Raw genomic sequence first — 21,256 nt, forward strand, 5'->3', positions numbered from 1 at the left:
TAATTATATTTAAAATTACTACATTTTATATTTATCTTCTTTCATCCAGACTATACTGTCGGCTTCGGAATCTAACCGAATCATACCTATATGGCTCGCGGGCTTTACCGCCGGTAGGGAATTTCACCCTGCCCTGAAGATTTATTGAATTTTATGACTTTATATTATTACTTATTTAACCAGTTGTCAATATATTAAATCCAGAATAATGAAAATTATATTAAAATTACAACTTATATGCAGTATTATTCCCTATATACTAATTAAATAAAAACTTCTATAATTTATTAAGTACTCCTTTCTAAAAAGGGAAGTAAGGATAAAAAGGATATGGTGGAGCAAAGTAAGGGTAAGGTAATAAGGATAATGCAGCTAAAGTAGCAAATGGAAATCTTCTATGCCTAAATCGTCTAAATCTTCTTCTACCACGACGAGGATTTCCATATTGACGTTGGCGATCATATTTATTTTCATCCTCTCGCTCCATCACATCCTCACCAACTAATACAATAATGTGATCCGTGTCTACTTTTACAATAATCCCATCAACTGTACTTCCATCCTTCATAGTTAAAATAGTGTGATAATGCATGCAACTTTTACATTTATCATGTAACGATTGCATATCTCTGTAATCATCATTTCCTTCTAAAGTCATTTTTAAAACCATCTCCTTTCCAGTATCATGATATTCATTTTTAAGGAGATGTGTACCATTTTAATTGATAAATCTTTATATAAAATTCTACAAATAGTTTATCTATTTTATTCGCTTCATAAGCTTATACTTTTATTCTTAATTCTATATCTTAACTTTATAAGACTTATTAAATTTTAAAAATTGAAGTTAAGTTCCACAATAAGTTCTGTACGGACAAGTTGATGGTTTAGGTAGTGTAGAGTAATATTCCTGTTCCTCAGAGTAAGAATATGGTTTTGAAAGAACATCTAAAAGCCTATCCATTACACCATAATCTCCTTGTTTTACTGCAGCATCTAATGCTTCTTCTACCCTATGATTACGTGGGATTACTGCTGGATTACTACTTTTCATAAGCCTCTTTACATCATCTTTTGATTCTTCTTGTCTTGTTAGTCTATCCTGCCATAATTCATACCACTGATTAAACTCCTTCGTACCAAATAGCGCCATATACTCTATATTGTCAAGAGTTAACGCACGGAAGGTATTGGTATAATCTGCTCCATACTTCTGCATGGTACTTAGAAGTCCTTCAATTAGGTATTCATCTGTAAGCTCTTCATTAAATATTCCAAGTTTTGCTCTCATTCCAGAAAGCCAATTATACTTATACAACTTAGTAAAACCTGAAATCTCATTCTGTGCTAGCTTGATAGCTTCATCCTTATTATCATGCAACAAGGGTAATAGTGTTTCAGCAAACCTTGCAAGATTCCATGCGGCAATATTAGGTTGATTACCATAAGCATACCTACCATGAATATCAATAGAACTAAATACAGTTGCAGTGTCATACACATCCATAAATGCACAAGGACCATAGTCAATTGTTTCTCCACTAATTGCCATATTATCAGTATTCATTACTCCATGAATAAAACCGACTAATTGCCATTTTGCAATAAGCTCAGCTTGTTTCTTGATTACCTCCTGAAGCAAGAAAAGATGGGGATTCTCTTTATGCTCTGTTCCTTCAAAATGTTTTTGTAAAGTATAATCAGCCAATGCCTTAAGCTCTTCAACTGTACCCCATTGTGAAGCGTATTGAAATGTACCAACACGTATATGGCTTGAGGCTACACGAGTCAGTATTGCACCAGGTAGCTCAGTTTCCCGGATTATTTGCTCACCTGTTGTAACCACAGCTAAACTACGAGTAGTAGGAATACCTAATGCATTCATTGCCTCACTTATAATGTATTCTCTTAACATTGGACCTAGGGCTGCTTTCCCATCGCCTCCTCTTGAATATGCAGTTCTACCTGAACCTTTAAGCTGAATATCAAATACTTCACCTTTTGGAGTCATATGCTCCCCCATGAGCATTGCTCTTCCATCACCTAACATGGTAAAATGACCGAATTGATGTCCTGCATATGCTTGAGCAAGAGGTTTGGCCTCTTCTGGTATCTTATTTCCTGCAAGTATATCTACTCCATCATTGCTTTGTAATGCCTTATCACTTAGCCCTAAGGATTTTATTAAAGAATAATTTATTGCAACCAATTTGGGTGAGGGTACATGGCTTGGGCTCTGTCTAGTAAAAAACATTTTTGGAAGGCGAGCATAACTATTTTCAAAGTTAAATCCTGTTTCTGTTGTTAACTTTTCTTCTTTCATTGTATCTCCTTTTCTTCTTTTATTTTTTATATAGCTTTTTTAATTAAGAAAAATTCATATTTTTAGATATAAACTTCTATAATAACTTATCTCTTTTTAGTGTATACTTCTAAGAACTTATTATTCTCACCATATTTCCCCTTAGGCACTAACTCTTATAGTCTAATCTCTAAATTCTAACTATCCTTTAAGATCTAATTATATAAAATGCTTTTAAGTGTATTTATATAAAAATAATGAAAGGCTAATAAAAGAGCCTTTCATTATTTTTCTTTAATTACTTGATTTTATGTTTACCCATGCATGATCATATAGTTTTTTAACTTCCTTAGGGAAATCAACATATATTTCACATCTATCCATTATTTCTTTAGGCATATATGCATTAGGATTATTTCTAACTTCCTCTGGTTGTTTTAACCTTGCTTCTTTATTTGGAGTTGTATATCCTATTTCATCAGCTATTCTTAATGCACTTTCCTTATCACTTACAAAGTTTATGAACTTTTCAGCACCTTCAACATTTTTAGCATTACTAGGTATACATAAGCTATCAATCCAGAAATTTGCACCTTCCTTAGGTACTACATAAACTAAATTAGGATTTTCGTCTTGAAGATTTAAGCCTTCTCCAGACCAGATCATATTTATATCAGATTCTCCTGCTGGAATCATTGTAGTTCCATTATCAACTCCATATATTGGATTTAATGATTTTCTTTGTTTTAATAATAGCTCTTTAGCTTCTTCAATTTCTTTTGGATTAGTTGAATTTAAAGAATATCCAAGTTTCTTTAAAGCTGCTCCCATAGTATCTCTATAGGTATCAAACATAAAGACCTTACCTTTATATTTTTCATTCCACAGTATATCCCAACTATCTACTTTTTCTTTTACCACATTTTTATTATAAATAAGCCCCACTGTTCCAAACATATAAGGAACTGAATATTTATTACCTGGGTCTATTTCTAGGTTTAAGTAATCTTTATCCATTTGAGATATATTAGGTATATTATCTTTGTTTATCTTTTGAACAAGATCTTTTTTAATCATTCTTGGCATTAGGGCATCAGAAACTAAAATAACATCATATTTTACTCCACCCTTACTAATTTTTTGATACATTGTCTCCATATCATCAAAAGTTTCAATATTAACTTTTATACCATACTTCTTCTCAAACTCTTTTATAGTTTCTTTATCTATATTTTCTCCATAGTTAAAAAAACTTATTTCTTTAGGAGACTCTTTGCTACATCCTACAAAGAATGTACCCATCATTACTATACAAATTGATAAACTCAATAATTTAAATAATTTTTTCATGCTACAACTCCTTCCATGTATTATACAGTTATTGTAATACCTCAAGCTATCATTGATTAATCAAACTGTGACAATTATCTGTACTTATAATAAATACCATAACAGTTTCTTTAAATGAATCTATTATAACTAAGCTTTTTCTTAATAGTCCAGTAGATCCTTCCCCCACAATGAAGCTACATATGATAATATACAATACTTCTATTAAAAATGTCTATAATATTTAATTCTTAGGCAAACATTACCTACTCCTAAAAAGAAAGTTTTATCTGAAAAAAAAGACATAAAAAAATAGTTGATTTTATAAATTCTATAAAACTAACAAAAAAAATCAATCAACCTTTTAAAGGCTAGGTATACCTAATTAAAGTCAATGGAAAAAATGATTATAATATATCTTTTTTAAAAGATAAAATTAACATTAATGGTACTTGGTATGAAATAGATAGTAATATTATTAATGTGTTATATAATCTTTATAAAGAATTGGACTATGAAGAAGAAAATTTTTTTAATAAATAATATTTATAATCAATCATTTTTACTTTTTCAATTCTCCCCATTAGTTCATAATAATTACGCCATTCCGTTACTGATTGAAGCGGGATTTTTACGCCATTAATCTCTGTATAGTCGATAATGTCATCTTTATTAAGTTGAAAATAAAAATCTCTACCCTTATTTACTATGACAAAGCCTGCTATCACATCAATATCGACATCTTCAACTTTAAATTCAAGAAATTTTTTAGTTTTGTATTGAATATTGGGATTTTTAGGCTGAAGTTCTCCTAAAGAGAGCAATATATTCTTTAATGCTTGCACATCGCTTTCTGCAACCATAATATCTATATCATGAAATTCACTTGATATTCCTTTTATATATAATAAAAGAGATGCCCCTATTCCCCATGTGATATTATTATCATTTAGCTCTTTTGCAATTTTAGAAAGAACTTCAAACTTCTTTTCTACCTCTATCATGCTTGACCTCCACGATTCCCTATTTACCTAGCTATATTTTTTAATAATTACTGGTTTACCTTTATTTACAATAACTTTCATCTAACATATCTGTTATATTTACCTATAAATATTTGGACAGTATTGAACTTTGTTTTGTTTAGCAAACTCATCTATCCCTAGTAGTACCTATATATATTTATTTCATCATAAATTTCAATAATCCCTTTCAAATTATTAAGTGAATCATAATATCTTTTTTCGTATTTATTTTCATTATAATATATTGACTTATATATAGTAATATTATAAAGTTTCGATTTCAACTTTTATGGCTGTAGCACCTTCTAATTGAAACCATTTTAAGTGTGCCTTAAACTCTGATTCAACCTTATCTAGGTTACATATATTTTCTATAACGTAAGCGCCTTTATTTTCAACATATTTATCTATTACTACATGATGTTCTCCATGCTGTATTCCACTTAAATCAATTCCTACTAATCTCACGTTAAAATCTAATAATTTATCTACAAGTTCATTAGTTAGATATGGCCTTGATTCAGAATTAAAATACTCCTCACTTCCGTATCCGTAGTTTTCTAAATATCCAGTTCTAAATATTACAAAAGAATTTTCTTTAACTCTTATATTATCTAATATACCAGTATCTATAATATCTAAATTTCTAGCATCTATTACACTAACATCTATTTCTGATGGTAGCTGTATTTTTGATAAATTATAACAATCTATATGGGTTCCTATATGTTGCCTTTGATGTGCTGGTTGTGATTCTCCCCATTGCAATATTTTCTGAGGAATATTGAATTCCTTTAGATGCAAATTCATCTTATATATCTCCTTCCACCTCTATGATTTTATCTAAATAGTTATTAAACTTTTTTAAAAAACTAGCTACAACTTCTTGCTCTTCTTCATCTATATTTTTAAAAAACTTATTATTTCTTTCTTCCCACTGCCTATGTTTTATTTCATGATGTTTATATAACCTTTCACCTAACTCTGTTAACTTAAAATATATTTCCTTATCATTCTCAGGTTTTTTGTATTTATCAATAAGTTTATTATTTAAAAGCTTTTTACAAAGTTTACTTATGGCACCCCTAGTCATATTCATGCTTTGAGCTATTTTAGTAACATTAGGATCCTCCATTTTGCCTATGAAATCTATACAATGTATTTCTGAAACTCCATACTTCTCATATTCACCCTTAAATGATATCTTTCCTAAAATTTCTTCTTTTTCATATATCTCTTTAAAACTCTTCATAATAATATTAATATTATCCACTTCAAACACCTTCCTATTATCTTCAACAAAGCAACACTATTTTTGTTTCCTTGGATACAATATTAATATATTATTGTTTCCTTGTCAACAATATTAATGTAAAAAAATAAAAGACCACTAAAATCGAGACCACTGAAAAACTTATAGTTTTTCGGGGGTTTACTTTTTACATAATTTAAAAGACTCAAGTTTATACCATTTTGTGGTATGAGCTTGAGTCTTTTTGTATTATTAAACCCTAATCGGGTATATTTACTGATTGCTTAGAGTCAATATTCTCTTCAAGTTTACAGCAAAAATGGTCAATGCACCTTGCATTTGCATGCCAACAAGACCTGCGGCTGACGCAACATCATACCCATGTCTATGTTTCATTTCACTATTTTTAGCTTCAATTTTATATCTCTCTTTTGATTTTTCTTTAAAAAAATCAGTTTCTTGAAATTCAATATGTTTTTGATGCGTATTCGTTTTGATTGAAACTGAGTATGATTTAGTTTTAGCACCTTCTTTATAGCACCCTTGTTTTAAAGGGCAACACTGACACTTTTTAACATCAAAAAAATAAGAAATTACTGTACCTAGTCCATCTTTGGCATGTTTTTTAGGTCTAGTACTAGTTTTCTTAGTACTCATATGGCCAGCTTCACACGCATACATATCTGCATCTTTATTATATTCAAACTTCGTTTTAGTTTGTCTTTTGTTACCATGAGATACTGATTTACTAAGCTTTGCAATTAGATTTTTTTCACTTTCATTTACATATTCTATATTTTCTTTTTCTGAATAAGCTGCATCTCCAATAATATTTTCTATGTTTAAGCCAGAGGCTTCGCTCTTTTCAATAAGTGATTTTAGTTGTTTTCCATCGTGTTTTTCTCCCGAAGTAACTACAGCAGCAGTAATAATACGTTCCTCAGTCATTGCAATATGAGTTTTATACCCAAAGAAAGATGTATCAGCAGTTTTGTGTCCAACTTTTGCGTCAGCATCTTTAGAGAATGACAAAACCTCTAAATCATCTTCGATTGTTTCTTTTAATAAATTTAATTTTTCTTTTACAGCTGGATAACTTGAAATGACCTCTTCTTTTTCAATAACTGATATAAGTTTTTGACAATACTCTATTTCATCCTCAAGAAGACCGTTGTTAACTTTATTAGGAAACCTTGCTTTCATTGACTCATCAATGTTATAAACTGACTTTCGAAGTTTTTTAGATTGTTCAATTAAAACTTCCCTAGGTGTTTTTTGATTGTATCTAGCTTTGGTATGAGTTGAATCAACAATAATTGATTTTGATTTTATAATTTCCTTTTCCAATGCTATTTCTACGGTTTTAGAAATTAGCATGTCCATTAGATTAGTGTCCTTTAAGCGTAGCTTTCTAAATTTAGTTAAAGAACTTGGATTAATTACATCCTCCTCCGGAGCCATATCTAAGAAATATTTAAAAGACATATCATATTTAGAGCGTTCAACAACATCTACATCAGAAATATTGAAAATAGTTTTTAGTAAAAGATATTTAAACATTCTTATTGGGTCAATCGCTCCGCGACCGTTATTATTGCAATATGTAGAAACTAATTCATCGTAGATGAATGAGAAATCTACCATTTCTTTAATCCTTCTCAACATATTATCTTTAGGGATAATCCTATCATATATATCACCATATTCGCTTAATATCATCTTTTGATGCATTAACATAAAATCACCTGCTTAAATTAGTAATATAAAAATTATACTAAAAAATAGACATAACATCTACACAAACTGTAGTGTTATGTCTATTAAGATTAGGAGGGTACTTTTTCAGTACCCTCACTAAAATCTGTAGTCTTTTATTTAAAACTCATTCCTTTCTATTAATTGAAATGTAATTTTCTTTTTTTACAATTGATATTCCAATGGACCTAAAAAACTATAATACCATCACCAGCTTTTATAAAATATATCATTTTAAAATATATCATTACAATAACATCTTAGATCCATATATTATAACTTAAGTTAATTATGATATAATAAACATAAGGTATTGGAGGTGTTTTTATGAAGGTCTGTGATACATTCAGCTGTAAATCAGCTTGCTCCTTGCAAAGACTACAAAAAGGTCAGCTATGCTTTGTTTGGAGCCTAAGCTGTTAAGTTAGCTGAAATGCTTACATGCTTTAGGTTCTGTAACACATAGCTTTTTAGTATTCTTTGCTTTGATACTATGATAAAAGTGGAGGAGTAAGGAAATGAAGTATGTAAAGGCGCAAGATGTGTTACCAGAAGAAATTCTTAAAATAATACAAGAATATGTAGATGGAAAATATCTTTATGTCCCCAGAAAAAATGAAAATCATAAGGCTTGGGGAGAAAAAAGTGGTATAAAAAATATTCTTAAAGCGAGAAATATTGAAATTTACAAAAAATACCTTAGTGGAACTACTATTAGTGAACTAACTAAAGAATATTACCTATCAGAAAAAAGTATAAGAAGAATAATAGGTCAAGAAAAACGTATACTCTCATAATCATTACAGAACTATTTATTAGATTGAATACTTGTTTTAAACCATGTTATGATTTCATTGTGATATTTCGATGAAAGTTATAATTTCCAATTTAAAACAGTATCTAAAACTAAAATGATTGTGAATATATAGTGTGTTTTAAATTGAGATGATTATTATTACTTTCAATTGAAGTAATGATAATCATCTTTTATTTATTAGGCTTATAAGAAACTGAAACTAAAAGTAAGGTAAATTTATTTAAATGAAAAATAAAAATAACACATGTTAGAAAAGAGGTGCTGGATTTTATGAAAGCTTTTATAGATAAATATAAATATAATTATATAAAGAAGTGTTTACATGATTTAAATAGTACTTTCAAAACTTGTGTAGATACTAATGTTATTGAAGCAAGTAAATCATATATACAAAATAAAATACTAAATCTTTTTACAAACTTATCTGAGGAAGAAAAAAAGCTACTTGATATTAGTAAAATAACTGATCCCTTACACATTGATAAGTACTTCGCCGACTTGAATGAATATGTATATGGTATACCTAAAATTACAAACTCACAAATCAATAAATTGTTCAGAAAAGAAAAAAATTTAAAATTACCAGAGCTAAGTGTAGAAAACCCAAAGAAGGTATACCTAAGTTGGATTGATGAATCCACTAGAAAATTGTTTCTTATCTATAATATGAATGGTAAATTTGTAGGTATGGTAGGAAGAATTCAAAATTATAATTCAGGCAATACTAATATGTGTGCAATTTGTAATCGTATAGGTCGACACAATGAAATAGCATTTATTTCAGTTATGTGTAAAACTCCAAATGCAAGAGAAGGTACTTATAAATCTATAGGCTTCAATATATGCTTAAATAGTAAGAAATGTAATGAGCGAATTACATCTATTGAAAAACTTGAGACAATTTTAAAGGATGTTAATAATATAAAGTAATAACTACATGCACTTTTGCCCCATATTCAACATTGAAAAATCAATGAATACATTATACTCCTGTAACATACGCAATAAGGACTTATTTACAAAATAAGTCCTTATTATGCAATATGAAATGTATCTCTCTACTTTTTAGCATAAAATTTATTTATACCTTTATAAGTCCAATATACACCTATTATTATAGCTACATAAATTACATTTAACGAAAATATCACTACACTACCTAATACTTTTGACATTAATATTGTAAATATTATTAGTCCAGCTATACTTGCACCAAAAATAAAGTTAGCAAGCTTTGAGGACTTACCTATTCTACTAAGTTCGAAGCTATTTTTACCAACATAGTTTATAAAACAATATGATAATCCTACAAATATTAAAGTTTTTAAAAACATTGCTAAATCATAATCATAACTTATACTTACACTTCCTTTTATCACCTTGTGTAAGTACAGGAAAACAAAGTCTATTGTAAGCATAATACAAAAGCCTTCTATTATAATTGCTAAATTTTCTTTAATTCTTTCAACTACAGTTTTATGTGAACTTACTGCAGCTATAGTATCATCTGCAAACCCTTTTAAATTCCCACCAACCATATTTTCTATTGGCTTTCCTTCCTGTTGCCATTCTAGGAACATTAGTAATACATCATTTATAATCTCTTCCTGATCCTCTTCTCTTAAATTGCTTACTCGTAAATAGCAAACAAAATCTGTATATATTTTAAGATTTTCTTCAGTTAAATTTTCGCTTATCTTACTATTCTCCTTTCTTCTTTGAGAAACACTACTCATAAATATCGCCTCCATAATCCTCAAATATTCTATCAACACTATTTTTAAGTTCTTGCCAAGTTTTAAAAAACTCTTTTAATTCCTTCTTTCCTAAAATAGTCAGTTTGTAATACTTCCTTTTAGGTCCAAATGCTGATTCTTTCTTTTCCGAGCTAACTAATCCGTTTTTCTCAAGACGTAGTAACAATGGATAAATAGTGCCTTCACTAACCTCATCTAATCCGAACCCTTTTAGCTTTTCAGCAATCTCATAGCCATAAACCTCATTGTCATTAATAATCTTAAGAATGCATCCTTCTAATGTTCCTCTAAAAAATTGAGATTTATCTCCCACAACATCCACCTCCTAACTACCTTGTTGTGCAAGTTACCTTAGCTATATTGTACTACATGATAGCCTTTAAGTAAAGATTTATCCCTGATACTATGAATTGAAACTTATGTTTCGATATATACAAGGTATTTATTATAGTATTTCTTAATATAAGATAATAAGGGATATCATTTACGATGCCCCTACTTCTTTGTTTAAATAGCCTACTAAACTACTATTTATTTTAGTTTTATTTTTTCTATTTTCTAACTAAAAACTTATCCTTAGTTATAACTTTATCTCCATAACCTCAAAATACCCTCGTTATTGAACAATGGCTCCAATGGAGAATATGATTCTCGTGTAATCTTCTATTGTTGTGTTAAGAGATTGTACCCTCTTTTTAATAAATGAAGCTGAAATATCTCTTCATCTGCTTCTCCCCAGCACATTGCTTCATTAAATGGATCATATTTCTCTTTTATACATTCTTTATATTTACGCTTATTTCACACTATCTACTTTAAATTTATCTAAATAAAACTTTGATTAATATAAAAAAAATACTATACTTAAATAATGATAATATATTAATTAAATACTAGCTTGAGGAGGTTATATGAGAAAAAAAGATATACTTGAGTTAAAAAAACGTCTAAAGAAAGATTATTGCACCTTCACTAAAATGTGTGGTTGCTATGTTAATGGAGAAAAACATACTATTTTAAAATTTAGAGAAACCTTTCTAAATTTGGATGAAGATGAATACTTTAAATACTTAGAAATCGCTAAAAAAGTACTGTCCGGAACTATTGGAAATAATATTTTAGAACTTAACTTTCCAACTAATGAAGATCTTATAAATGAAAGGCAAATCTCTCTTATGCAGCTTAAAAACAGCCAATTAAAAGATGATGCTCTTCTTGATGATTTCTATGAATTGATTATAAATAATTATGATTATAGTGGTAACTTTTTAATACTTATTTTTCATGATGCTTATGATGTTATTACTAAAACCAAGGATAATGCAAGAATAGATGAATCTGAAGAAGTGTATGAATATGTGCTATGTGCAATATGCCCTGTTTCTCTTTCAGATCCTGGTCTTAGATACTTTGAAGAAGAAAATAAAATTAAAGCCCGTATTAGAGACTGGGTAGTTGATCCCCCAACTAATGGATTTGTGTTTCCTGCTTTTATTGATCGTAGTTCAAATGTTAATTCTATTATGTATTACACAAAAAATGCAAAGGATACTCATCCTGAGTTAATGGAAAATGCTTTAGGTTGTTATTCAAAACAAACTGCTACTGTGCAAAAAGAAACATTCCAATCAATTATTAAGGATTCCTTTAGTACTGATGAAAATAAGGCTGATAAAACCTTTATGGAAATACAAGAAAACCTAAATAATATGATAGATGAATACAACTCTATGTATGATGATACGGATTGTGAACCTATAAGCTTAACAAATAAGGATATACAAAATCTTTTAATAGAAAGTGGAGTGGCTGAAGAAATTACTACTAAGATTGAAAAATCCTATGTAGAAAACTTTGGCGATGACCTTCCTTTAGCAGAAAATCTAATTGATTCAAAGGCACTTAAAGCAAATGAGCAAAGAAAAAAGGAAAAACACCTTCTGAAACAAGTAGAAGTACTTCAAACTAGGCTTGAGCAAATTAAACAAGAGAATGCTATAGATGATAAAACCCAGTTGCCTACAGAAACTAATGATGACAATGTGGTTTTAGGAGAGTCTGAAGAGACTAACTTAGAAGCAACTTCAGAAACTGTTCTAGAAGAAAATTTAGAAACCAGCTCGAATGAAGTTCCACATACAATCTCAGAGGATAATGAGATTAATCCTAACTATGACGTTATACTTCAAGTAAAACCTAAAAAAATACCCCAAATAAAATCTCAAATAATTGATGGGCAAAAATGTATAATTATTCCTATTGATGAGGATGAACAAACTACAGTTAATGGCTTAGATGATTTTATTTAAATTACTTTGTGGGTGTTCCAGTTGATAGCCATCAGATAAATTAGTAAATAAAATAGCAACTTTTAAAAATAAAGTTGCTATTTTATTTACTTTTTCTCATTTATTAAAATTGTAGCTCTATAGTAACCTTGAATATTAATTTTTTCCACAGACTATTGCTACTTTCAAATTTAATGATACATTTTCAATCAAATTCTTTTATGATATTGGTTGTAATTATGATGTAATTTGTTTTGTATATCTATTTGCGGTTATCAAATAAAATATAATTTGAATAATAGCATACACTCCAAAAACAAACAAACTATTTTTCCACATATACTCCCCATCATTTACCACATCATAAATAGCTGATAGATACTGTCCTATACATATTAAAGCTATAATTGGAGGCACAAGGAACACTGCGCCTAATTCTTTCTTAATCAAAGCGTTAATTTCCCTTCTGCATAAACCAATTTTCATTAATTGCTTACTTCTTTCTCTATCCTCTTCAATAGACGTTATTATTTTAAAGTATAAAGTTGCTGCACTTCCCACTAAAAACATCATTCCTAAAAAACTGCAGATAAATAACAGAAAACCATTGGATTCTATACTATTATCTAATATTAATTCCTTAATACTTAAGGAATCAAGGGTACTCTTCCCAAAAGTAGTTTCTAACTTTTTATATAATTCATCATATTCTTTCTCTTTTTTCAAATTCATAAGCACATCATAAGTAATGGCTTCATCCCCAAGCTTTTGCTTCATGATTTTATAATCCTCAGTCTTAACAACCACAACATCTCCTCTGAAATACTCCTGATTGTAGGAACAATTCACCACAGAAACCACTCTTTCCTTCTTCTTCTCTTTAGGTACATATATGTACTCATCAGTATTACGCTGCGTTTTATATTCATCTAGAGAAATAGCATGATTATTCATTACCTTTTTTGATAAATCCAGCATAAAGCCTCCATCATAAAAGCTGCCTGTCTTTTCTACATGGCAATAAAGGATTTCTCCTTTTTCTAAATTTAACTCATTATTCCCTAAAGCTTTATAGCTACCTTCACTTATAACCAGCATATTAGGTCTACGCCATAAGCAAGCGCCATCATTTACTCTGATATTAGGAATATTTAGTCCTTCTACTTCAGTGTAGTTTTTTATATCTCCTAAATTCTTAGCAACAAAATCTTTAATATTTGTATTTTTAATGCTACTTTTATCAACTATAAAACTCATATCATACGGATATTGTATATCTATTTGCTTTTCGGTTGATTTATACATGCTGTAAGCAAAAGAAATAAATATCATTCCTCCAGAAACCATTAAAGTAACCACATATAAAACTATTCTATACGATATAAATCTGTGTGAAATAGAATTAATAAACAAAATATTATTATTGTAGGCTTTCTTAAATTTTTTCATAACCTTTACTACTACCGTCATTGAAAAACCTATCAATAAGTAACCTGATACTATTATACCCACTACAGGAACTACAGAGAATATGCTCCCTCTGCTATTTATTTTCCTGTCAGTCATCATCTTAATAATGACAAAAGAGCCTATAAAAATTATTATTCCTATTACTCCTAGAATAGTGCTTGTACTTCCTATATCTTTCTTTGACTTTGACTTTAATATATTTATAACTGAATATCTGTTTAGAAATATCATCTGATACATTGTAGTAAATAGAAATATTAGAAATGATATTAATAATACTGCTCCATAAGATTTAAGACTTAAAGGAATGGCTATGTTATTAATCTTCAGTATTTTTCCTATAGCCATGTGAAAGAGTTTTGAAAATGTACTTCCTGCGAGAGATGCAAATAAAAATGATGCTAAAGAAATTATAATATTTTCATAGCAAAGTATTTTTATTATTTCCTTTGAAGTTAATCCTATAGTAAAATATACCCCAAATTCTCTCCCTCTGTATTTTGTAAATGAAACTGTGGTAAAGATTATAAATGCTGCTGAAAAAGCTATCATAAAAATTACTATAGCAATTAAATATTGCTTTAAACCTAGGAATTTTTTGTTCTCCATAAACTTAGGACTAAAAACTAAAGTAAAAAACATAAATAATATGCACTGAATTATACTATTGCCAAGAAAATATGCCATATAATTTTTAATATTATGCTTAATATTTTTTATAATCATTGAAGAAAAATCCACTATTCCTGCCCCCCTATAACCAATTGCGCCTCTATTACCTTGTCAAGAAACTCTTTTCTATTTCCATTAGAGTTTATCTCAAGCTTAATAGCTCCATCCTTTATAAATATAATTCTCCTACAAAAGGATGCTGCAAAGGGATCATGTGTTACCATGACAATAGTAGCCTTTTTTTCTTCATTTATTTTTTTAAAGCTTTCCATTATATTCATTGATGATTTTGAATCTAAATTTCCTGTAGGTTCATCTCCTAATATTATTCTTGGTTCTTTTATTAACGCTCTGGCTTCCGCTGTTCTTTGTTTCTGTCCTCCTGAAATATAAAGCCAATATTGTCTCTCCTAAAAATAGCCATATCATCTTTTTTCATGGTTAGAATATTTTTGCCACCCAAAAAAACTTCACCTGAAGTGGCCTTATCAATTCCAGCCAAAATATTTAGCAAGGTTGTTTTTCCACTTCCACTGGGTCCCATAATTCCTAAAAATTCTCCGTCCTCTACCTTAAAAGATATGTCCTTAAGTGCTTTTACTGATTGTGCACTTTTAAATGCGTCATAAACCTTTACTACCTTTCTACATTCTAAAACCTTCATGTAAATATACCTCATTTCTTTTCAAAACTTTATCTAAAGTATATTACCTATTTTTATTTTCTCAAATCGCCTTCCCTTACCTAACCTTGCATTAATGTAAGGTTATTTTTGTTTTAAGTAAGTTATAATAACAGTTGTACCTTTTGAAAGCTCTGAATTTATCTCTATTTTATTATTTAAATTATCACAAATACTTTTTCCCATATAAAGACCTATGCCTGTGGATTTTTCTTCTTTTCTTCCATTGCTTCCTGTAAAAAAAGCTTCAAAAACTCTAGAAAGCTCTTCTTTCTTTATTCCTACACCAAAATCCTGTATACAAAGTGTAACCTCATTATTATTCTCTTCTGTATAAAAGCGTACCTTTTCTCCTAAAAATGAATACTTTATTGCATTACTTATAACTTGTTCAATAACATATTTACCCCATTTTCTATCTGTCAAAATAAAATAGTCCTCAGGTATATTTACATCTGGAAATATATTAAAATATATAAAATTTCTTTTTTGTGAATTAATACTTTCCTTCACCAGATTCTTTAGATTTATTGCTTCTGGTACATAATCTTTAGAAAACTCTCCTAATCTAAGAATATTTTAAGAAGCTTGTACTCATTCTTTGATAATGACATACTTTTATTTTCAGTTCTTAACTCCATGCCCTCACAATAAAGCTTTACAGTGTTAACTTCAATAACATTTTCTTTAATACTACTTGTCCTTCTTAATACCGCATTTATTTTTGCTAAAAGTATTCCCATGCTGAAAGGCTTTGTTATATAATCATCGGCACCTAGATCTATACCTCTAATTTGTTCTGCTTCTTCACTTCTTGAAGAAACTATAATAACAGGTATGTTTAACTTTTTTCTAATTAATTTCAAAAAATAAAAGCCATCAAGCCTTGGAAGATTTATATCCAAAAGTATTAAATCACTTTTTTCCTCAAATATTTTCTTCTCAATATCATTGAAGTCTTCAATTGTTTCAACTAAATAATCATAAGCATTTAAGTATTGCTCTATATATTTTATTAAATTAACATCATCTTCTATAAGTAAAATTCTTTTCCCCATATTCATCCTCTTTTAAACTTTATTGGTTCCTTGATAAATAATAGTCACAATCATGGATATATTATATCAAACAATATCTAAAAATACATCTATATAACTTATTTGAGATATGATACTATATATCACAATTATATCTTTTAAAAATAGTTATACCGACGCCTTTAAGAAGGTCTACTTTATTAATGATAGGTTTCATCATATCATCTCTAAATACTAATTACTATTTAAACTTATTTTTCTTTACATATAAACAAGAGTTATGAGGACTTAATCACTCTTTTGTCCACACTTGAACAATGTTTGAACATTAGAACTTATAGTCATCTGATTAATTTATTATTATCAAGTTGTATGTATAATGAATATAATAAATTGTAAGAAATAATATTTCCTTAAATTTTTATATGTAGGTGATTATAATGTCATATTATAATAAAAAAATTCCAACGGAAGTATCTTTAGTAGAATAATTCCTCCAAACTCAAAATTAGTAGTTGATGGTGGTCAAATTATCCTTGGATCTGAACAATCTATTATTGTTTATATTGGGGGTTTTTCACCTGTTACCTTTGATAATATAAGATTTGCTTTTGGATGGTGGGAGGAAAAAGTCCTCGACTGCCATAATCATTCTTATTAGACTATGATGAATTTTCATATATAATTTAAAAATGGGGCTGTGGCACTAATTTTCTTAGTGCCACAGCCCCATTTTTATTAATTTGATTTTTTTAATAATGTATTTAGTTTATCCGAACTTCTTTCATTATCCCATTTTGAATAAAAATAAAAGGCAATTATATGACCTATTATTGTTACTATGGCAATAATCAATATCCAATGCCTTATAATCTCAAACATAACTGAAGAAAATAACCAAACAGATATAAGTCCTCCACATAAATTTATAGTTGATGAAATCAAAATCTTATAAATAGCTTTCATAGATGAAAAGTTCCATAAAGCTGGATACATAACTCCAAATATTAATGCAAAAATTGTACTAATACCAACTAAGTTCCAATTGTAACTAATTGTAATTGAAATGTCTTTTAAAAATAAAGACATTAAAAGCAAAATCCATATAAATGTTGCTGAAAAAGTTTGAAAAAAAGATAGCTTGAATTGTTTTATCATAATAATCTCTCCTTAATTAGTTTTACATAATGCCTATTTACAAAATAAGATGTTTTATCACTCATTATCACTTCTAACCTTGCATTTGTTGCTCCAGAAAACTCCTGGATTTCATTCATATTTATAATAGTTTGATTATTTATTTTTATAAAATGTCTGTATCCTAATGATTCCAATTCCTTTAATCGTTTATTTATAAGGTAAAGTTCACCTGTTTTCATTTTTAAACAACACATATTGCCTTCTGATTGAAAAACTAATATTGAATGAATATCTACTTTAATTTTTCTGTTATTTTTAGCATTGATAACTGTTATTTTAGAATCCCTTTCTAAGTAATCTTTTAAGTTTTCCACAAATTCACTATTATCTGGATGTGTTTTAATTACTAAATCTTCCCTATTTATAAGTTTATCTAATAAAATTTTTATTTTCATATTTCCTCCTCCCCATATTTTTAATATACTATTTAAGATTTGAAAAATCTATAATTTATCGTTTTGTTGCACTTTTTTATAACTAAGTTGCATATTTAACTTTTATTAAAGGCTTATATAACAGAAATTTAATCTTACACCTAATATGCTATTAACTTCTATTGGATAATCCTTTAATTGCTACTTTAAATTCCCCTTCTAAATAATCAAATAGGAGGAAAATAATTATTTTATTTTCAGTATTTTCACAACACCATTCGCACTGTTCTGTTACACAACGGCTATTTAAGAATCCTGCACTTTCATACAAATAACTGACAAACTGTCTAAACATATAGTGGGACTTTCACCGTCAAGTTGTTGCCCATGCTGGGCACACTAAAAATGCGTTAGTTAAAGAATTTTATTCCTAACTAACGCATTACATTCTGAATATTCTAAAAATTGTCATGTTAATTTATCTTTCCATAAAATTTTATAATATTTATTTTAAAATAACCCTGTTATAAATATGATGATTATAGCTACTGGAATAGTAAATTTAACAAGAGGAGCCCACCAGTAAAAAACCCTTACTTTAACCGCACCTATATTAGTTTCTTCCTGATACTTTTTAAATTTCCATACGAACAAAGTATATAAAGATAATATTAAAGCTCCTAAAGGCATTAATATATTACCTGAAAGATAGTCGGCAAAGTCAAATAAGTTTTTTCCTGCTATTTTTATATTTGCTAATGGTCCATAAGCTAATATAGTAGGAAAACCTACTATAAATATTACTGCTAAACATGACCATACGGCTTTTTTCCTATTAACATTCATTAATTCTGTTACAATCATTACTATGGGTTCTAAATATCCTATAACTGAAGAAATGGCCGCAAATAAAACTAATAAGAAAAATAAAGCTCCAAATAAGTTACCAGCTGGCATATTAGAAAATAAATTTGACATGGTTACAAATAATGTACTAGACCCACCATTAGGTTTTAATCCCATTGAGAATATAGCTGGAAACATAACTACACCAGATATTACAGGTGTCATTGTAACGGCCCCAACTATTATTGAAGCATCCGTTGGTATGTCACTATCTTTTTTAAGATAACTTCCATATATAAATGTGCCTCCACTAGCTATACCAACTGCAAAAAAGCACTGTCCCAAAGCTGCTAATAATACATTACCATCTATTTTTGAAAAATCCACCTTTAGATACCATTTTAATCCTTCCATAGCACCTGGAAGCGTTAAGGATCTTATTGATAATACTATTAATATACAAAATAGAGCTGGCATCATTATTTTACATGCCTTTTCAATACCTTTCTCTAACCCTTTAGAAGAAATAATTCCTACAATTATAATGCATATTATAGTATAGATACTTACTGCAAATGTATTAGAGGTAAAATCACTAAAAGCTTTTATATATCCTTCTGGCGATAATCCTCGCAATTGACCAGAAATCATCTTTATTAAATATCCTAGTGTCCATCCTGTTATCTGAATATAGTAACACAAAATAACAAAAGCTGATAATACACCAAGCCATCCAAATAGAACCCAAGGACTACCCTTTTTAGTTAAAGATCTCATTCCCTGAACTGCATTTAATTGTGTTTTTCTTCCTAAACTCATTTCCATGGTAAAAAGCGGAATTCCTATTAATATACAAATTATTACATATACAAATACAAATGCACCCCCACCATGTACACTTGTTAAATAAGGGAATCTCCATATACTACCTAAGCCTACTGAAAATCCAACAGCTGACATTATAAATCCAAATCTACTTCCCCAACTTTCTCTTTTTTTCATAATTAAATCCTCCTATTTAAAATAACTACCTATTATTAACTCCTAAAAAGATTTAATATTTTGCTCAAGCTCCCTTAATATGAGAGCTTGAGGAAAAAATAAGAAACTATTTATTCAAACTGAGTTACACCTGAAACTGGAGTTCCTAAAGAGTCTATAGCTTTTTTAACAAGTGTATATTTTAAATGTAATTCATCCTTGGATGAAAGTTTAGGGTCTCCTACTGGATGAGGAATTGCTATAGTAGGAACTATTCTATTAGCTCCTACAGATTGAGAAATAGTAGTAATTGTGGCCATATGAACTATTGGTATTCCATACCTTTCTATTTCTTTTAATATCGTTGCACCGCAACGTGTACAAGTTCCTCATGTAGATGTTAATATAACTCCATCTACCTTAGCGTCCTTTAATAAAGCTCCTATCTCCTTACCAAAATTAACAGAATTTCCAACTGATGTTCCTGTACCTGTTGTAGTATAAAAATATTCATGAACCTTTCCTATATAGCCTTCCTTTTCAAACTTTCTTAACATATCAAGTGGAGCTATCCTATCAGGATTTTCATTTGCGTATACAGGATCATATCCACCATGAATAGTACAATATCCACCTTCAGTAAGACTATTATACTTACTTATATCATATTTCCCCCATTTTTGTGCACTTGCAGATTGTATTCTATCTGGATTCCCATTTGGAACTATACCTCCAGTTGTAACTAATGCTATAGTAGCTTTACTCATATCTTTAATAGAATTTGCAGGTTCTACTACATCAAAAATAGGCATTGGAAGTTCTGTTTTAAATTCTTTATTTTGCAAACGACACAATAACATATCCACAGCTCTTTCAGAACCTCTTTTATTTACAAGAATTGTTTTTCTCCTTCCTTGTGGAATATATCCTTCCTCTTCTGGTAACCCTAATTCTCCTCCTTTAACTAGCTTCTTCACTACCTTTGCCATAATAGATAAAGCATTACGCATACCTGCTGCTGAATCTGCAACACTAACAACTATAACTTTATCTTTACAAGTATCTAATCCTGGATTTTCAATATACATTCCTGTAACTGCTGGAATATTAAGTTCTTCTACAATAAACTTTGTAATTTCACCACATGCCATACCATATCTGCCTGCATTAAAAGCAGGTCCTGTAACTACTATATCTGGAGATGCTTTTTTAATCATTTTAGATATTGTTTTTAATGCTTCATCTTTATTTTCATTAAAATAGTTATCTCCACAAATTATAGTATTAGTTACTTCTCCCTCACCTTTAAGTAAACTATCAAATCCAAGAGCTGGTCCTACTTTTCCCTCTACAAATTGTGGTTCTATATCTGCTTTATCTTCACCACCTATTTGTCCAAAAAATTGATTTACATAATATAATACTTTAAACTTATTTCCCATTTATAATTCCTCCCTTCATAAATGTTT

The 21,256-nt window shown here is 29.1% G+C and carries 23 protein-coding genes and 1 riboswitch; of the genes, 4 read left to right on the plus strand and 19 right to left on the minus strand.

Annotated features, from left to right (window positions below):
* Positions 1–29 precede the first annotated feature (29 nt).
* Positions 30–145, minus strand: a riboswitch (FMN riboswitch).
* 156 nt (positions 146–301) lie between these two features.
* The 7 genes from FGL08_RS12560 to FGL08_RS12590 all read right to left on the minus strand — a co-directional run bounded on the left by FGL08_RS12560 (position 302) and on the right by FGL08_RS12590 (position 7,645).
* Entirely contained in the window at positions 302–658 is a 357-nt protein-coding gene (locus tag FGL08_RS12560) for a hypothetical protein (RefSeq protein WP_138211104.1), read from the minus strand.
* Positions 659–847: 189 nt separating this feature from the next.
* On the minus strand, positions 848–2,323 hold the full coding sequence (locus FGL08_RS12565) for a protein adenylyltransferase SelO (RefSeq protein WP_138211105.1): 1,476 nt from the start codon (positions 2,321–2,323) through the stop codon (positions 848–850).
* Between the two features lie 273 nt (positions 2,324–2,596).
* A complete protein-coding gene (locus FGL08_RS12570; protein WP_138211106.1) occupies positions 2,597–3,652 on the minus strand; it encodes an ABC transporter substrate-binding protein in 1,056 nt (351 codons plus the stop codon).
* Positions 3,653–4,143: 491 nt separating this feature from the next.
* Positions 4,144–4,635: a nucleotidyltransferase family protein gene (locus FGL08_RS12575; protein ID WP_138211107.1), complete on the minus strand. Its 492-nt coding sequence runs from the start codon at positions 4,633–4,635 to the stop codon at positions 4,144–4,146.
* 285 nt (positions 4,636–4,920) lie between these two features.
* Positions 4,921–5,466 carry a cyclase family protein gene (locus tag FGL08_RS12580; RefSeq protein WP_138211108.1) on the minus strand — a complete coding sequence of 182 codons (546 nt, stop codon included), beginning with the start codon at positions 5,464–5,466 and terminating at the stop codon, positions 4,921–4,923.
* 1 nt (position 5,467) lies between these two features.
* Entirely contained in the window at positions 5,468–5,938 is a 471-nt protein-coding gene (locus FGL08_RS12585; RefSeq protein ID WP_138211109.1) for a MarR family transcriptional regulator, read from the minus strand.
* Between the two features lie 243 nt (positions 5,939–6,181).
* Positions 6,182–7,645 carry an IS1182 family transposase gene (locus FGL08_RS12590; RefSeq protein ID WP_138208895.1) on the minus strand — a complete coding sequence of 488 codons (1,464 nt, stop codon included), beginning with the start codon at positions 7,643–7,645 and terminating at the stop codon, positions 6,182–6,184.
* Between the two features lie 536 nt (positions 7,646–8,181).
* Between FGL08_RS12590 and FGL08_RS12595 the strand changes: the two genes are divergently transcribed.
* Together FGL08_RS12595 and FGL08_RS12600 are read left to right on the plus strand one after the other, a co-directional pair.
* The gene (locus tag FGL08_RS12595) at positions 8,182–8,460 is read left to right on the plus strand and encodes a CD3324 family protein (protein ID WP_138211110.1); all 279 of its coding nucleotides are present in this window, start codon (positions 8,182–8,184) and stop codon (positions 8,458–8,460) included.
* 290 nt (positions 8,461–8,750) lie between these two features.
* Positions 8,751–9,410, plus strand: coding sequence for a FusB/FusC family EF-G-binding protein (locus tag FGL08_RS12600; protein WP_138211111.1), 660 nt, complete (start codon positions 8,751–8,753; stop codon positions 9,408–9,410).
* 128 nt (positions 9,411–9,538) lie between these two features.
* Here FGL08_RS12600 and FGL08_RS12605 read toward each other — a convergent pair whose 3' ends face one another.
* Both FGL08_RS12605 and FGL08_RS12610 read right to left on the minus strand, forming a co-directional pair.
* Positions 9,539–10,216, minus strand: a complete 678-nt coding sequence (locus FGL08_RS12605; RefSeq protein ID WP_138211112.1) for a DUF1129 domain-containing protein — start codon at positions 10,214–10,216, stop codon at positions 9,539–9,541.
* Positions 10,209–10,550 (minus strand): PadR family transcriptional regulator, encoded by a 342-nt coding sequence (locus FGL08_RS12610; protein WP_138211113.1) that lies wholly within the window; start codon positions 10,548–10,550, stop codon positions 10,209–10,211. The genes FGL08_RS12605 and FGL08_RS12610 overlap by 8 nt, the downstream gene beginning before the upstream one ends.
* A gap of 598 nt (positions 10,551–11,148) precedes the next feature.
* On the opposite strand from FGL08_RS12610, the gene FGL08_RS12615 reads away from it, so the two are divergent.
* Entirely contained in the window at positions 11,149–12,546 is a 1,398-nt protein-coding gene (locus FGL08_RS12615; protein ID WP_138211114.1) for a DUF4317 domain-containing protein, read from the plus strand.
* A gap of 216 nt (positions 12,547–12,762) precedes the next feature.
* Here the strand turns inward: FGL08_RS12615 and FGL08_RS12620 are convergent, their stop codons facing one another.
* From FGL08_RS12620 to FGL08_RS13630, 5 genes are all read right to left on the minus strand, one after another.
* Positions 12,763–14,736, minus strand: coding sequence for an ABC transporter permease (locus tag FGL08_RS12620; protein WP_138211115.1), 1,974 nt, complete (start codon positions 14,734–14,736; stop codon positions 12,763–12,765).
* The gene (locus tag FGL08_RS13725) at positions 14,736–14,948 is read right to left on the minus strand and encodes a hypothetical protein (RefSeq protein ID WP_341472370.1); all 213 of its coding nucleotides are present in this window, start codon (positions 14,946–14,948) and stop codon (positions 14,736–14,738) included. Before FGL08_RS13725 ends, FGL08_RS12620 begins: the two co-directional genes overlap by 1 nt.
* Before the next feature lie 62 nt (positions 14,949–15,010).
* Positions 15,011–15,331, minus strand: a complete 321-nt coding sequence (locus tag FGL08_RS13730; RefSeq protein ID WP_341472371.1) for an ATP-binding cassette domain-containing protein — start codon at positions 15,329–15,331, stop codon at positions 15,011–15,013.
* A 102-nt stretch (positions 15,332–15,433) separates the two neighbouring features.
* A complete protein-coding gene (locus FGL08_RS13625) occupies positions 15,434–15,775 on the minus strand; it encodes an ATP-binding protein (protein WP_243117990.1) in 342 nt (113 codons plus the stop codon).
* A 137-nt stretch (positions 15,776–15,912) separates the two neighbouring features.
* Positions 15,913–16,407, minus strand: coding sequence for a response regulator transcription factor (locus tag FGL08_RS13630; RefSeq protein WP_243117991.1), 495 nt, complete (start codon positions 16,405–16,407; stop codon positions 15,913–15,915).
* Positions 16,408–16,861: 454 nt separating this feature from the next.
* On the opposite strand from FGL08_RS13630, the gene FGL08_RS13770 reads away from it, so the two are divergent.
* Entirely contained in the window at positions 16,862–17,047 is a 186-nt protein-coding gene (locus FGL08_RS13770) for a DUF6143 family protein (RefSeq protein ID WP_415578657.1), read from the plus strand.
* 77 nt (positions 17,048–17,124) lie between these two features.
* Here the strand turns inward: FGL08_RS13770 and FGL08_RS12635 are convergent, their stop codons facing one another.
* The 5 genes from FGL08_RS12635 to FGL08_RS12650 all read right to left on the minus strand — a co-directional run bounded on the left by FGL08_RS12635 (position 17,125) and on the right by FGL08_RS12650 (position 21,229).
* Positions 17,125–17,544, minus strand: coding sequence for a hypothetical protein (locus FGL08_RS12635; protein WP_138211116.1), 420 nt, complete (start codon positions 17,542–17,544; stop codon positions 17,125–17,127).
* On the minus strand, positions 17,541–17,981 hold the full coding sequence (locus tag FGL08_RS12640; RefSeq protein ID WP_138211117.1) for a LytTR family DNA-binding domain-containing protein: 441 nt from the start codon (positions 17,979–17,981) through the stop codon (positions 17,541–17,543). Before FGL08_RS12640 ends, FGL08_RS12635 begins: the two co-directional genes overlap by 4 nt.
* A gap of 151 nt (positions 17,982–18,132) precedes the next feature.
* Complete coding sequence (locus tag FGL08_RS13460; protein ID WP_171012068.1) at positions 18,133–18,315, minus strand: hypothetical protein; 183 nt, start codon at positions 18,313–18,315, stop codon at positions 18,133–18,135.
* A gap of 155 nt (positions 18,316–18,470) precedes the next feature.
* On the minus strand, positions 18,471–19,808 hold the full coding sequence (locus FGL08_RS12645; RefSeq protein WP_243117992.1) for a sodium-dependent transporter: 1,338 nt from the start codon (positions 19,806–19,808) through the stop codon (positions 18,471–18,473).
* 110 nt (positions 19,809–19,918) lie between these two features.
* Complete coding sequence (locus tag FGL08_RS12650; RefSeq protein ID WP_138211119.1) at positions 19,919–21,229, minus strand: glycine/betaine/sarcosine/D-proline family reductase selenoprotein B; 1,311 nt, start codon at positions 21,227–21,229, stop codon at positions 19,919–19,921.
* Between the last annotated feature and the right edge of the window lie 27 nt (positions 21,230–21,256).

It is taken from the genome of Hathewaya histolytica (assembly GCF_901482605.1).
Lineage (GTDB): Bacteria > Bacillota > Clostridia > Clostridiales > Clostridiaceae > Hathewaya > Hathewaya histolytica.